Annotated in this window: 14 protein-coding genes; 4 read left to right on the top strand and 10 right to left on the bottom strand. The window is 36.2% G+C overall.

Features of this window, described 5'->3' with window-relative positions; translation table 11 throughout:
* Positions 1 to 131: 131 nt before the first annotated feature.
* The 6 genes from B0E34_RS08420 to rsfS form a co-directional block, all read right to left on the bottom strand.
* On the bottom strand, positions 132 to 1109 hold the full coding sequence (locus tag B0E34_RS08420; protein ID WP_087708638.1) for a helix-turn-helix transcriptional regulator: 978 nt from the start codon (positions 1107 to 1109) through the stop codon (positions 132 to 134).
* Positions 1110 to 1460: 351 nt separating this feature from the next.
* Positions 1461 to 2117: a phosphatidylserine decarboxylase family protein gene (locus tag B0E34_RS08415; protein ID WP_087708636.1), complete on the bottom strand. Its 657-nt coding sequence runs from the start codon at positions 2115 to 2117 to the stop codon at positions 1461 to 1463.
* A gap of 4 nt (positions 2118 to 2121) precedes the next feature.
* Positions 2122 to 2994, bottom strand: a complete 873-nt coding sequence (locus B0E34_RS08410; protein ID WP_087708634.1) for a phosphatidate cytidylyltransferase — start codon at positions 2992 to 2994, stop codon at positions 2122 to 2124.
* A gap of 24 nt (positions 2995 to 3018) precedes the next feature.
* Positions 3019 to 3600: an LUD domain-containing protein gene (locus B0E34_RS08405; RefSeq protein ID WP_076391567.1), complete on the bottom strand. Its 582-nt coding sequence runs from the start codon at positions 3598 to 3600 to the stop codon at positions 3019 to 3021.
* A gap of 136 nt (positions 3601 to 3736) precedes the next feature.
* On the bottom strand, positions 3737 to 5749 hold the full coding sequence (ftsH, locus tag B0E34_RS08400; protein ID WP_087708632.1) for an ATP-dependent zinc metalloprotease FtsH: 2013 nt from the start codon (positions 5747 to 5749) through the stop codon (positions 3737 to 3739).
* 23 nt (positions 5750 to 5772) lie between these two features.
* Entirely contained in the window at positions 5773 to 6135 is a 363-nt protein-coding gene (gene rsfS, locus B0E34_RS08395) for a ribosome silencing factor (RefSeq protein WP_087708630.1), read from the bottom strand.
* Between the two features lie 86 nt (positions 6136 to 6221).
* Here rsfS and B0E34_RS08390 point away from each other — a divergent pair, with 86 nt between their 5' ends.
* On the top strand, positions 6222 to 6935 hold the full coding sequence (locus B0E34_RS08390; RefSeq protein ID WP_087708628.1) for a biotin--[acetyl-CoA-carboxylase] ligase: 714 nt from the start codon (positions 6222 to 6224) through the stop codon (positions 6933 to 6935).
* Here B0E34_RS08390 and B0E34_RS08385 read toward each other — a convergent pair.
* The 4 genes from B0E34_RS08385 to B0E34_RS08370 are packed head-to-tail and all read right to left on the bottom strand — an operon-like array spanning position 6929 to position 10294.
* Positions 6929 to 8041 carry an LptF/LptG family permease gene (locus tag B0E34_RS08385; RefSeq protein WP_087708627.1) on the bottom strand — a complete coding sequence of 371 codons (1113 nt, stop codon included), beginning with the start codon at positions 8039 to 8041 and terminating at the stop codon, positions 6929 to 6931. The genes B0E34_RS08390 and B0E34_RS08385 overlap by 7 nt on opposite strands.
* 22 nt (positions 8042 to 8063) lie before the next feature.
* Positions 8064 to 9197: a tRNA guanosine(34) transglycosylase Tgt gene (gene tgt / locus B0E34_RS08380; RefSeq protein ID WP_076391557.1), complete on the bottom strand. Its 1134-nt coding sequence runs from the start codon at positions 9195 to 9197 to the stop codon at positions 8064 to 8066.
* 6 nt (positions 9198 to 9203) lie between these two features.
* Positions 9204 to 9581, bottom strand: a complete 378-nt coding sequence (locus B0E34_RS08375; RefSeq protein ID WP_087708625.1) for a DUF4296 domain-containing protein — start codon at positions 9579 to 9581, stop codon at positions 9204 to 9206.
* Complete coding sequence (locus tag B0E34_RS08370) at positions 9578 to 10294, bottom strand: polyprenol monophosphomannose synthase (RefSeq protein ID WP_087708623.1); 717 nt, start codon at positions 10292 to 10294, stop codon at positions 9578 to 9580. Before B0E34_RS08370 ends, B0E34_RS08375 begins: the two co-directional genes overlap by 4 nt.
* Positions 10295 to 10369: 75 nt before the next feature.
* On the opposite strand from B0E34_RS08370, the gene B0E34_RS08365 reads away from it, so the two are divergent.
* The 3 genes from B0E34_RS08365 to B0E34_RS08355 all read left to right on the top strand — a co-directional run bounded on the left by B0E34_RS08365 (position 10370) and on the right by B0E34_RS08355 (position 13925).
* Positions 10370 to 11038 (top strand): DUF4271 domain-containing protein, encoded by a 669-nt coding sequence (locus B0E34_RS08365; RefSeq protein WP_087708621.1) that lies wholly within the window; start codon positions 10370 to 10372, stop codon positions 11036 to 11038.
* Positions 11039 to 11050: 12 nt separating this feature from the next.
* Positions 11051 to 11791, top strand: coding sequence for a uroporphyrinogen-III synthase (locus tag B0E34_RS08360; RefSeq protein WP_076391975.1), 741 nt, complete (start codon positions 11051 to 11053; stop codon positions 11789 to 11791).
* Positions 11792 to 11879: 88 nt separating this feature from the next.
* A complete protein-coding gene (locus B0E34_RS08355; RefSeq protein WP_087708619.1) occupies positions 11880 to 13925 on the top strand; it encodes a S9 family peptidase in 2046 nt (681 codons plus the stop codon).

Raw genomic sequence — 13925 nt, 5'->3', positions numbered from 1 at the left:
GTCTCTGTAAAAATGATGTAACAAAATTTTTGATACGCAATGTTACTCACGCGTAGTAAAACTCACACGTTATTAACATTTTAACACAAATTCAGAATTCCGGATGATAAAAATCTGAAAACTGCATGGTCTTATATTTTAAGAAGAAAGCTGTTGATATTAATATCGGAAGGAATATTCAGTTTTTTTCGTATTCTGTACTTTTTACTTTCTACGGCTCTTATGCTGTTATTGGTACACTGGGCAATTTTTTTCGTATCGAAATCCAGCTTCATTAATGCACAAAAATAGAGTTCAGAATGAATGAGGTTAGGATTAATCTCTAAAATAGCGGGGATGAAACCCGGAAAAAAGATTTGAAATCTCTCAAAAAACAAAACTGAATTTTTCTCTGCCAGTCTGAATATTTCTTCAATATTTTCGTCCGTAAGATGATTCACCAGCATCTGGTTTTTCATGAGCTGAGTATTGGTTTTTATAAGGTCTTCAATTGTTGAATCCTTAATTTTTGTGTTTTTCATTAATCCGTTGATAAGTTCATCTTTCTGGCTTATAAATACCATATCTATTAAAAAAGAAACGATAGAAAATAAAATATTAATGAGTTTTATGGTAATGTAATCTTTGTTTTGTAAAAATTTGCTTCTCGGTAAAAAGCTAAAATCATAATAAAGACAGATAATAAAATTAAAGCTGATGAACAGAGCTAAAAAATAAATTTCAATCTTGTCTTTACGGTAATTGAAGAAAAGAGGTATGGCAAACAGAATACTGAAATAGAAATATTCTATCCCTGCCAATTTTGATGTATAGATATTAAAAAAGCTTACAATAAGAGTAAGGAATACAAGAATGCTGGTAACTGTTATCTTGATATTCTTATGAGACTTTTTTACCTTATCTTCAATTGAGATCATCAATATCCAGAATAGGGTAATGATGATCAGGAAAACAGAAGCAATAATATCTCTGTAAAAAGTAATTATAAAAAGAGAATAAAATAAAAATATAAAAAAAAGAAAAAGTAAATAGCGATTAATTAACTGATCATAACCATTTTCAGAATTATCCACTTTTTCTCCTTTATGGAAGAAAAATTTGTAAATCATTGAGTGTGTTTTTTTAGAACTGAATTTATCGTTTAGTACTTTAAATTCAATATTGCAAATATACTAAAACCTGATAAACTATTTTTACCTTCAACCTCAAACATCTTAAAACCCCGATTTTTCATTTGAAGAATAAATTTCAATAAAGTAATACATCAAAATTATCGGTAAATTGTCTGGTGTCAATTAAAGGTAAAGTTAGCAGATCAGAGGATCTTTTACACACTACACCTCCACTCAATTATACGTATGCGTAGTAAAGCGTAATAAAAGACTGTGCAAACTCTTAAAAAAACAAAAAGAGAGGCTAAAAAAACCTCTCTCTGTATTATAATAATTTTGTATCAGATTCTATTCTTCCTTCATTCTGGCGATCACATCAAGACCTCCTTTCGTAATGTCCCCGATCTTACATACAATTTCTGTATCTAACGGAAGAAATACGTCCATTCTGGAACCGAACTTAATGAAACCGAACTCGTGTCCTGCTTTTGCCGTATCGCCCTCATTACAGTAGAAAACAATTCTTCTTGCCACATATCCTGCAATCTGTCTGAAAACCACTTTATGATTGGTTAAACTTTCCACTGCAACGGTTGTTCTTTCGTTTTCCGTAGAAGACTTTTCATGCCACGCTACAAGATATTTTCCCGGATGATATTTCTTATAAATTACGTTTCCTGAAACCGGATATCGGCAGATATGAACATTCAGCGGAGACATAAAAATAGAAATCTGAATCGCTTTTCCTTTGATAAACTCGTCCTCTTCTACTTCTTTAATCATTACCACTTTTCCGTCCACCGGAGCAATAACATTTTCTTTGTGATCGAGAATTTCGCGATTCGGAACTCTGAAGAACCAAAATACTAAACTGTAGATTACCAGTAATGGCAGAATGATCACCAACGACCACATTTCAAGAAAATAAATCGCCAATGCGCCCAAAATGATGAACAGAATGGTGGCAACGGTAATGGTTCCTTTTGATTCTCTGTGTAATTTCATGAGATTAAATAAATTTTTCTAAAATAAAGTACAAATATACGACAGGAACACAAATAATGAAACTATCCAGCCTGTCTAATACACCTCCATGTCCCGGAATGATGTTTCCGCTGTCTTTCACGGCAAAATTTCTTTTCAGTTGGCTTTCCACCAAATCCCCGATCGGCGCGAAGGCAGCAACCAGAAAACCTACCACCATCCAGTTTCCGCGAAGATCCGGATGATAATGTTCTACAAAGTAAGACAGGATTAAAGTAAGAACAACACCGCCAATATAACCTTCCCATGTTTTTTTAGGAGAAATTTTAGGCGCCATTTTATGTTTTCCGAAGAATTTTCCGGTTAAATAAGCAAAGGTATCACTGCTCCAGATCAGGATGAACAGAAACAGTACTTCTAAAGAAAAACTGTCGTCATAGCTTGTAAATTTAGGAAGTCCCAAAGCAAAGCTGAAAGGCAGAGCCACATAAATTACGGTGAAAATAAGCTTTCCGCTGTCAAAATATAATTCGTTCGGGAATTTAAATAATGTAACGGCAGCAATCACGATAAGAACCATTGCAAGGATTTCACTCAGTCTGAAATCGAAAAAGAAATCAAAATTGAAATACCTTTTCGAGAAGACATAAAAAATAAAAATTACCAAAGGAAAAACAACAAACCGTTCATAGCCTTTCCCGAATTTCATGATTTTAAAACATTCCCAAGAACCGACTCCCATTAAAAGTGTGATTAATCCGTAATACAGATACTGCTGTTTCACAAGATCCGGCGAAATACTGTTGATTAAATGGGCTCCAAGCGGAGTGGTACAAAGAATAATAACTGCTACGTAAACAATTCCTGATAAGGTTCTTTGAATGAGATTTTTGTCCAAGATGTTAAATTTTAAATCTGATGCTTAATCTTCAAGCAACAATAAAAACAGTTTTGTATTGGTATGGGAAGAAGTATCCATTTTCGACTGTCCGCCGCTGATGGAAGTTAGATTTTTGATATTTCCGTTTCTTTTGATCTTTCCCATCGCATCATTCAGGTTGTTCACAATCTGTGAAATATTCGCCATAATGATAATTTTATCCGGCAGTCTGGAAGAATGATAATGAAGGATATTATTGTGAGAAAGCATAATTCTTCCGTCGTACGCAATAAGATATTCGCAGGTAATGAAACTTGCATCATTATTGCTCTGAAGTTCAGAAGTATACGGTGTTTTTACCACATTAAGGAAATTCTGAAGGTCTTTATCCCAACAGAATATATTGTGAATTCCTTCAATTTTAATAATCTGGTTCAAAGTCTGTAACGCCTCCGCTTCATCAGCACAGTAGTTAAAAAAACCTCCGGAATGCGTAAACAGTTGGGCAAACTTATAGTCGAGATCCGCATTTTTCAGGGAATCTCCTAACTTTTCCAGACTCTGCTTTTCTTCCTGCTCAGGCTGGTTGGTAAGTTTGCTTACAATCTTCTTAAATAAATTCAATTTGATCTATTTTTAGTCAACTTTATACAAAAATATAAATTAATCATATAGAAATCCAAAAACATACCGAGAAATATAAAAAAACCCGACAATTTTGGAACTGTCAGGTTTTGTGTTATTTAAATTCTAAGAAATTTTAAAGCTGTGTAGGGCTTTCAGGAGCCTGAATTTCGTTGTCTCCTTCTTTCTCTTCAACAAGAATCTGTTCTTGTGGTTCTTTACCATCCGGAATCGTATTGGTAACAGGTTTCTCTGTTAATTCGGGATCCCATGCTCTTTTTCCGAAAATTTCTTCAAGATCTTCACGGAAGATTACTTCTTTTTCTAACAGCTTACTTGCCAAAGCATCAAGCTTGTCTTTATTCTCAGTTAAAATCTGAACTGCTCTGTCATACTGATTTTCGATAATTCCTTTGATCTCAATATCAATTTTCTTCGCTGTTTCTTCAGAATAAGGTTTTCCGAAAGAATATTCAGACTGCCCTGAACTGTCATAGTAAGAGATATTCCCGATATTCGGACTCAAACCGTAGATGGTTACCATTGCCTGAGCTCTTTTCGTTACACTTTCAAGATCAGAAAGCGCTCCTGTAGAAATATTATTGAATATCACCTGCTCTGCAGCTCTACCTCCCAATGTTGCACACATTTCGTCCAACATTTGTTCTGTAGTTGTTAACTGTCTTTCTTCCGGAAGATACCAAGCTGCTCCCAAAGAACGTCCTCTCGGAACAATAGTTACTTTCAATAGCGGTGAAGCGTGTTCTACCAACCATGAAATCGTGGCGTGCCCTGCTTCATGATAAGCAACTCTTCTTTTTTCAGAAGGTTTAATGGCTTTATTTTTCTTTTCAAGACCACCGATAATTCTGTCAACCGCATCAAGAAAATCCTGTTTCGTTACCGAAGTATGGTTATTTCTTGCGGCAATTAATGCTGCTTCATTACAAACATTCGCAATATCCGCTCCACTGAATCCCGGTGTTTGTTTTGCCAAGAATTCGCGGTCTACATTATCATCAAGTTTGATTTTCTTTAAATGAACATCAAAAATCTGTCTTCTTTCGTGCAATTCCGGAAGGTCTACATAAATGGAACGGTCAAAACGTCCGGCTCTCATTAACGCTTTATCCAGAATATCCGCTCTGTTGGTTGCAGCCATTACAATAACGTTTGTATCGGTTCCGAAACCATCCATTTCAGTTAAAAGCTGGTTCAGCGTGTTCTCTCTTTCGTCGTTTCCGCCTGAGAAATTATTTTTTCCTCTTGCACGTCCGATGGCATCGATCTCATCAATAAAGATAATCGCTGGAGATTTTGCTTTTGCCTGAGCAAAAAGGTCTCTTACTCTTGAAGCTCCTACCCCAACAAACATTTCCACAAAATCTGAACCTGAAAGCGAGAAGAAAGGAACTTTCGCCTCTCCGGCTACTGCTTTTGCCAATAATGTTTTACCGGTTCCCGGAGGACCCACCAAAAGAACTCCTTTCGGAATTTTACCTCCCAGTTTGGTATATTTTTCTGAGTTCTTAAGGAAATCCACCACTTCCTGAACTTCTTCTTTAGCACCTTCCAGACCTGCAACATCTTTAAATGTTACCTGAATTCTTTCTTTTTCGTCAAAAAGTTTCGCTTTAGACTTTCCGATAGAGAAAATTTGTCCGCCGGGTCCGCCTCCGCTACCCATTTTTCTGAAAAGAAGGAAATAGAAAATTCCTAAAATCGCAATCCAGATTAAAGCCTGAATTAAAAAGCTCGTTAACGGACTTTCGCCTTCCGCATAATCTTTAGACGTTTTTATCGCCGGATTTTGCATTCTGATGGCATCAAATTTTTCAAGGAAAAGTCTAAGATCTCCATATTTAAGCGTGTAATCTGCCTTTGGAGCCATCATAAGCCCCGAAAAAGGATTAGATTTATCGTCTTTTTTTACGGTAGCTGTTTTGGCAGCCTGCGTTAAAAATACATCAGCTTTCTGAGCCTGTTTGTCAATTAAAACTCTCTGGACTTTCCCTGCCTGCATTTCTCTGAAGAAACCGTCTTCATCAATTGTCTTACCCGTGCTGTCGCCCATAGAATTGGCAACAAAGAACAGCACAAGTGCTACAATCATGATAGGAAAAAACCAGTTAAATCCTTTATTGTTCATTTATACTTTTTAAAATTTAATAATTAATTTTCGATTCTCGTAATCACAGCATCTCCCCAAAGTTCTTCAATATCATAATACTCTCTTACTTCTTTCTGGAAAATGTGGACTACCACGGAAACGTAATCTACCAAAACCCACATAGAGTTTTCGGTACCTTCTACGTGCCAAGGTCTGTCTTTAAGGTCGTTTCTTACTTTTTTCTCTACACTTCCCGCCAACGCCGAAACCTGCGTATTTGAGTTTCCGCTACAAATGATGAACGTTTCTGCTACTGAATTTTCGATATTGGAAAGATCAAAGATCATGATATCTTCACCTTTTACATCCTGGATAGCCTCTACAATTTTATCTATTAGCGCTTGTTTTTCTACTGTTTTATTCATTAAAAAATACTATAATCTGCAAATTTATTGTTTTTCTTTTACTTTAGCCTTATTTTTAGCCTTTTAAAGTCTTAAAGTTTTCTTAAATGAGTGCACTGTTTTATCTGAAAGAATGTTCTTCTACTAATGACGAAATATCTAAGTTTTTACTTTACGGAGATTCAGATTTTATTGCACTTCACACATTTAATCAGACGAAAGGTCGCGGACAGTACGGAAATACATGGTCTTCAACGGCTGAAAAAAATTTGGCGTATACTCTTGCTGTAAAGGCTGAACACTTTACAGTCTCGGATTTTATGTTCAATTATTATACCGCAATTGCAATACGGGATTTCCTTGACAATTTGACTGACTGTGACGTGAAAATAAAATGGCCGAATGATATGATTCTTAAAAATAAAAAAATCGTCGGGATTCTTATTGAAAAGAAAAAATTTAATCAAAATCAATATTTCATCGTAGGAGCCGGATTTAATATTCTTCAGGAAAAATTTGAAATTTCCAATGCAGGATCGCTTTTAACGCAGACCGGAAGATGTTTTGATCTGAATGATTTTACGTTGGAACTTCATGATTTTTTAACCGAAAAACTGAAAAATATTCCTTTGGAAGAGGAAATCCTCAAACTTTTCAATACAAATCTATTCCGTAAAGACGAAATATCCGTCTTCGAAATTGAAAAAACACGCCAAAATGGCATCATCAAAAAAGCTGACGAAAATGGTGAACTCTGGATTGATCTTGAAAATGACGGACTACAGTCTTTCTATCACAAAGAGGTAAAATTACTTTACTGATTGGCTCTTTTAATGTAAAGAAAAGCAGCAAGCGGGAAAAAGATCATATTGGGAAGCCACATCGCCAAAGCCGGCGAAATACTTTTATTTTCCGAAACCACTTTTAAAGCCTCAAAGGAAAATACGAAAACAAAGGCTAAAGAAATACCCAGAGCTAAGTTAATCCCCAATCCGCCTCGTTTTTTCTGCGAAGAAAGTGAGAGCGCCAGAAAGGTAAGAATAACGATAGAAAAAGGCATTGAGGTTCTCTGATGAAGCTCGTTTAAGTGCGCATTTAAGTTGCTGTTTCCTTTTTCGGTTTCTCTTTTAATAAATTTTATCAGTTCCGGTGTTGTTTTATTCTGCCCTAAAAGTTCATTAGGGAAAAGTTCTTCCGGATCATGACCGTATTTTTTCTTCAGATCGAAACCGCTGGATAATTTCTCTGTATCGTCTTTATTGATGGTTTTTTCCGTATAGGAATTCAGGACAAATTCTTTTTTGTCTTTATCCCACGAAACATCGGAAGCCTTTAATTCGTATGTCATTCTTCTGTCCTTATCAAACTTCTGATAGACGAATCCTGAACCTCTTTTGTCTTTTTTATTCCATGAATTGATAAAGATGTATTCGGTTTTGCTTAATTGCGCAGAAACCGGAGCCGTCCCTAAAACTTTCTCTTTATTGGTTGCATTGTAAGTATAGGCTTCAAGCTGGTTTTTCTGAATATTCGCCCACGGAAGCAGAAAATGATTGATTCCCAACGATAAAACAGCAATAAACAAAGACGTAAGCAAATAAGGCCTTGCAAACCTGTGAAAACTCGCTCCACTGCTGATGACGGCAACAATCTCGGTATTGTTTGCCATTCTTGAGGTGAAATAAATCACCGAAATAAAGACGAGAATCGAAAGGAACGTCATGACCAGATTCACGATCCAGAAAGGATAAAAGTGAATCAGGAAGTACGTAACATTAAGTTTCGGGTCTAATGCCGTTGCATTTTCAATTCTTGGAATTTTCTGCTGAACATCGATCACCAAAACAACAATAGACAGCAATATCAGCATGAAACTGAATGTTCCAAGGTATTTTCTAACGATATATCGGTCTATTATCTTAAGCATTTTACTGCGTTTTTATTTTTAATTATAATCTCTGACGAAGAATTGGAACCACCGAATTTTTCCACTGATAGAAATCTCCTGCCATAATATGTTCTCTTGCCACTTTTACCAGATCCAGATAAAAAGCTAAATTATGAATGGAAGCAATCTGTTTTGCCAGATATTCTTTAGAAACAAACAAATGTCTTACATACGCTTTAGAATATTCTCTGTCTACGAAACTTGTTCCAAATTCGTCCAGAGGCGAAAAATCTTTCTTCCACTTTTCGTTTTTCATATTCATGACTCCTTTCCATGTGAAAAGCATTGCGTTTCTGGCATTTCTCGTCGGCATCACACAATCCATCATATCAATACCTAAACCGATGGATTCCAGAATATTCCACGGAGTTCCCACTCCCATTAAATATCTCGGTTTTTCTTTTGGTAAAATATCGGTAACCTCATCTGTAATTCTGTACATTTCCTCTTCAGGTTCGCCTACGGAAAGACCGCCAATTGCGTTTCCTTCAGCACCCGCTTCCGCAATGACTTCTGCGGAAATTTTTCTTAAATCTGAAAAAGTAGATCCCTGAACAATGGGGAAAAGCCTTTGCTTGTGACCGTACAACTCAGGATTGTTTTCCGTCCATTCAATACATCTTTTTAACCAACGGTGTGTAAGTTCCATTGATGTTTTTGCCTGATTGTATTCGCACGGATACGCCACACATTCATCAAAAGCCATAAAAATATCGGCTCCGATCTGTCTCTGGATCTCCATGGATTTTTCCGGAGAAAACATATGGTAACTTCCGTCAATGTGAGATTTGAATCGGGCTCCTTCCTCAGACATTTTTCTGCTGCTCGCCAGTGAAAACACCTGAAAGCCTCCCGAATCCGTAAGAATCGGCAGATCCCAGTTCATGAATTTATGCAAACCTCCTGCTTCCTGCATGACTTCCATTCCCGGACGAAGGTATAAATGATAGGTATTCCCCAGAATAATCTGAGCTTTGATATCTTCTTTTAATTCTCTCTGGTGAACGGTTTTTACACTTGCAACGGTTCCTACAGGCATAAAAATAGGCGTCTGAATTGTCCCGTGATCTGTGGTAAGTTCTCCGGCTCTCGCCTTCCCCTCAGAGGTTTTTTCTATATTAAAAAACTTTTGCATCTTAAATTATCTCGATAAAGCAGGAGGATTCTGAAGATTTCCTGTTTTATTTTTTTTATCCTTTACATACTGATCCGCTTTCGGATCTTTCTCTAATATTATTTTCTGGGCATCATCTGCGATACCGCTCATCTGTTCCTTTACTACATAATATTTGAAGCTTTCCACAAAATCCTGAGATTTTACATTGTGCGTTTTCAGAATATATCTTGTTCCTGCCTCCAGATTCGTGTTTGGATACATGAAAGTCGCCTGATCGTTAATGGAAAGATCAGCCATAATTTCTGCCATCTGATCTTTCGGGATCAGATTTTTAGGCTTATCGATGTAGTCTCCGCATGAAAACAGACACATCAGAACGAAAATGAAGATCAGCTTTTTCATAATCTGTTGATGATGGATTTCCATTTTAAATTTAAAACTCCAAAAACCGCTTCATGAATGATGCCGCCATTCATTTTGCTTTCTCCGAGAATTCTGTTTGTAAAAATAATAGGAACTTCTACAATTCTGAATCCTTTTTTAAAAGCCCTGAATTTCATTTCGATCTGAAATCCATATCCTTTTAATTTGACATTATCCAAACCAATTTCTTCCAGCACCTTTCTTGAAAAGCAGACAAAACCTGCCGTGGTATCATGAATCGGAAGTCCTAAAACAAACCGCACATATTTTGAAGCGAAATAAGACAGCAAAACGCGTCCCATTGGCCAGTTTACCACATTTACTCCTTTGGAATACCGGGAACCGATTGCCATATCTGCGTTTAAACAGGCTTCATACAGTTTAGGAAGATCATTCGGGTTGTGAGAAAAATCGGCATCCATTTCGAAAATATAGTCATACTTGTTTTCGATTGCCCATTTAAAACCATGAATGTATGCTTTTCCCAAACCATCTTTCACTTTTCGTACCGAAAGATGAAGATAGTGCGGAAATTTTTTCTGTAAATCCTTCACCAGATCCGCCGTTCCATCAGGAGACGAGTCATCCACTACCAAAATATGAAAGTCATCTTCCAATGCAAAAACTGCGGAAATAATATTTTCAATATTTTCCTTTTCGTTGTAAGTCGGAATTATGACCAGTTTTTTCATTTCAGTTTGCAAAGATAGTTTATTTAACCTTTTTATTTTATACAAAATAATCTATAATTTTGCAAAAAAATTCCGTTGCCGTTATCACAAACATTTATAAATCATGTAAGAATACCTGAAAATAACGATTGGGTAATCTTTATATTGCTGGGCTGTATCTTTTTATACCTTTTTATGATGAACGTTGTAGAAAGAGAAGCCAACCTGAAAGACTTTCTGCTTCAAAAATATTTTGATGCCAGTAACAACCTTCCGAGCTGGGTAATCACTTCCTGTGTTATCACTCTTACGCTTTCGGTTTTAATCTCACAGTATATTCCTGTTGTTCCTAAATTTGTTGCCGATCTTCAGGTTTTAGGATATCAGCTTAATAAATTCGGTTTCTGCTTAATTGCGGTTATTCTTTTTTATGCAGTAAAATCAACTTTAGGATTTTTATTTTTCCAAAGCATTGGTGACGGAAAAAAATGGACTGTTTTTTATTTTACCTCTACAAAATTTTATTTTATCCTGTCTTTTTTGTTAATAATTTTATGTGTAACCCACTATTATTTCCCGATCGACAGAAATAAAATGTTTTTATATTACATTTTATTTTTCTCTTTTGTATTCATTTTCAAGGTGTTTTTCTATTTATTTCATAAGAACAACATCTTACCCGAAAAATGGTATTATAAATTTTTGTATATTTGCACGCTCCAAATCGCACCCATTTTGTTGCTTTGGAAACTATTGTTTTTTTAATAACTGTCAATGATGAGAATAAAGTCTATATTGGTTTCTCAACCAGCGCCAAGTGAGTCGTCTCCGTACCTGGAAATTGCAAAGAAGGAAAAGATAAAGATTGATTTCCGCCCTTTCATCCACGTCGAAGGAGTTGACAATAAAGAGCTTAGAACACAAAAGATCGATCTTACACAATATACCGGAATTATTTTCACGAGTAAAAATGCGATCGACCATTACTTCAGATTAGCTGAAGAGCTTCGTTTTTCGGTTCCTGACACGATGAGATACATCTGTCAGTCGGAAGCCATTGCGAACTATCTTCAAAAGCATATTGTATACAGAAAAAGAAAGATCAGCTTCGGGGAAAAGAATTTCTCGGACCTTCTTCCGCTGTTTAAAAAATTCCCGAGCGAAAAATATCTTTTGCCCTCATCAGATGTTTTAAGTCCGGATATTACCAAAACAATGGAGGCTTCTAATGTAGACTGGAAAAGAGCGATCATGTACAGAACGGTTTGCAGCGATCTTACAGATATCAATGTAAAAGATTATGATATGCTGATCTTCTTCAGTCCGCAGGGAATAAAGTCTTTACAGCAGAATTTTCCGGATTTCAAACAGGAAGAAACAAAAATCGGCGTTTTTGGCGCAACCACTTCAGCAGCAGCAGAAGAAGCAGGGCTGAAAGTAGATTTAATGGCTCCTACAAAGGAAACTCCGTCCATGACGATGGCTTTGGAAAAGTATATTAAAGCACTACACAAGTAAGTTTTAATACAAAAATATACAGGAACCGTCTTTTCTTACCGGAAAGATGGTTTTTTTTTAACTAAATTTGAACAAGAATTAATATTGAATGGAAGCTCCAAAGGCAAAAAAAATAGAAAAAACACTTGAAATACACGGTGATAAAAGGTTAGATCCCTATTTCTGGCTCAATGAAAGAGAAAATCCGGAAGTTATAAAATATCTTGAAGAAGAAAATGCATATGCAGATTTCATCATGAAAGATACAGAGTCTTTTCAGGAGGAACTTTTTGAGGAAATGAAAGCCCGCTATAAAAAAGACGATGAATCTTTACCTCATTTCTTTAACGAATACTGGTATATCGTTCGTTATGAAGAGGGAAAAGAATATCCTATTTTCTGCAGAAAATATCAAAGTCTCGAAAACGAAGAAGAAATTATTCTGGACGTTAATATTTTGGCAGAAGGTGAAAGTTATTTTGAAGTCGGAAATGTTGCTGTTTCTCCAAACAACCAATTGGCTTCATTTTCAACGGACAATGTGAGCCGAAGAATCTACACCATTAAATTTAAAAATTTACAGAACGGAGAAATTCTTCCTGATAAAATTGAAAACACTACAGGAAAAGCAGTCTGGGCAAATGATAACGAACATATTTTCTACATCAGAAAAGATGAAAGTTTAAGAGCTTTTCAGGTGTACAGACACAAACTGGGGACAGATTCTTCAGATGATGTGCTGATTTTCCATGAAAAAGATGATACATTCGACGTTAATGTTTTCAAAACCAAATCTCTGGAATATATTTTCATTGCCAGTTCGAGTACGATTTCGGATGAGCACAGATTTATTCCTTCGGATAATGTTTTCGCAGACTGGACGATTATTCAGCCCAGAATAGATGATCTGGAATATTCGGTTGAACATTACGAAGATGAATTCTACATCATTACCAACGCAGACGATGCTTTTAATTTCAAAATTGTAAAGACAAAGATTAATAACTGCGGAATGGAAAACTGGGTGGATGTTATTCCGCACCGTCCGGAAGTTCTGCTGGAAGGTTTTGAGATCTTTAAAAACTATCTGGTTCTTGAGGAAAGAGAACAAGGTCTGTTACAGATTAAAATTATTGACGAAAAAACGCAGGAATCGCATTATCTGCCGTTTTCAGATCCTACCTATACTGCTTACATTGGAGTAAATCTGGAATTTGATACGGAAGTTCTCCGCTACGGCTATACTTCTCTTACACAGCCAAGTTCCACCTACGAATATAATATGAAGGAAAAAACCACAAAACTTATGAAACAGCAGGAAGTTTTGGGCGGAAAATTCTTTGCCGAAAATTATATTTCCGAAAGAATCTGGGCAGATTCCAGAGACGGAGAAGCGAAAGTTCCCATTTCTCTGGTTTACCATAAAGATACCCCAAAATCTGCGGATACACCTTTACTTTTATATGGTTATGGAAGTTACGGACACACTGTTGATGCAAGTTTTTCAAACGTGAGGCTTTCTATTTTAGACAGAGGTTTTATTTACGCAATTGCCCACATACGAGGCGGAGAATATCTGGGAAGAGAATGGTATGAAGACGGAAAAATGCTGTTCAAGAAAAACACATTTTTTGATTTTATTGATGCCGGAAAATTTTTAATTAAAGAAAATTATACTTCCTCAAAACATTTGTACGCGATGGGCGGAAGCGCAGGAGGACTATTGGTGGGAGCGGTAATGAATTATGAACCTTCCCTATTTAACGGAATTGTAGCACAGGTTCCTTTTGTGGACGTTGTAACGACCATGCTGGACGAAACCATCCCTTTAACAACAGGAGAATACGACGAATGGGGAAATCCGAATGACGAAGAATATTATCATTATATGAAAGAATATTCGCCGTATGATAATGTAGAAGCTAAAGATTACCCAAATCTATTGATTACTACAGGATTACACGATTCTCAGGTACAATATTGGGAACCGGCAAAATGGACGGCAAAACTGAGAGAACTGAAAACGGATGACAATATCCTGATTTTCAAAACAGACATGAGCGCAGGACACGGCGGAGCGAGCGGAAGATTTGAATCTCTGAAAGAAGATGCTTTGGAATATGCTTTCCTGATGAAATTAGAAGATAAATATTAA

This window comes from Chryseobacterium mucoviscidosis (assembly GCF_002177115.1).
Classification (GTDB): Bacteria; Bacteroidota; Bacteroidia; order Flavobacteriales; family Weeksellaceae; genus Chryseobacterium; species Chryseobacterium mucoviscidosis.
This window is presented reverse-complemented; position numbering and strand designations above follow the sequence as displayed.

Excerpts from the sequence above, each read along its gene's own strand:
- B0E34_RS08420 (WP_087708638.1), bottom strand. The coding sequence starts at position 1,109 with ATGATTTACAAATTTTTCTTCCATAAAGGAGAAAAAGTGGATAATTCT.
- B0E34_RS08415 (WP_087708636.1), bottom strand. The coding sequence starts at position 2,117 with ATGAAATTACACAGAGAATCAAAAGGAACCATTACCGTTGCCACCATT.
- ftsH (WP_087708632.1), bottom strand. The coding sequence starts at position 5,749 with ATGAACAATAAAGGATTTAACTGGTTTTTTCCTATCATGATTGTAGCA.
- rsfS (WP_087708630.1), bottom strand. The coding sequence starts at position 6,135 with ATGAATAAAACAGTAGAAAAACAAGCGCTAATAGATAAAATTGTAGAG.
- B0E34_RS08390 (WP_087708628.1), top strand. The coding sequence starts at position 6,222 with ATGAGTGCACTGTTTTATCTGAAAGAATGTTCTTCTACTAATGACGAA.
- B0E34_RS08385 (WP_087708627.1), bottom strand. The coding sequence starts at position 8,041 with ATGCTTAAGATAATAGACCGATATATCGTTAGAAAATACCTTGGAACA.
- tgt (WP_076391557.1), bottom strand. The coding sequence starts at position 9,197 with ATGCAAAAGTTTTTTAATATAGAAAAAACCTCTGAGGGGAAGGCGAGA.
- B0E34_RS08375 (WP_087708625.1), bottom strand. The coding sequence starts at position 9,581 with ATGAAAAAGCTGATCTTCATTTTCGTTCTGATGTGTCTGTTTTCATGC.
- B0E34_RS08370 (WP_087708623.1), bottom strand. The coding sequence starts at position 10,294 with ATGAAAAAACTGGTCATAATTCCGACTTACAACGAAAAGGAAAATATT.
- B0E34_RS08360 (WP_076391975.1), top strand. The coding sequence starts at position 11,051 with ATGAGAATAAAGTCTATATTGGTTTCTCAACCAGCGCCAAGTGAGTCG.
- B0E34_RS08355 (WP_087708619.1), top strand. The coding sequence starts at position 11,880 with ATGGAAGCTCCAAAGGCAAAAAAAATAGAAAAAACACTTGAAATACAC.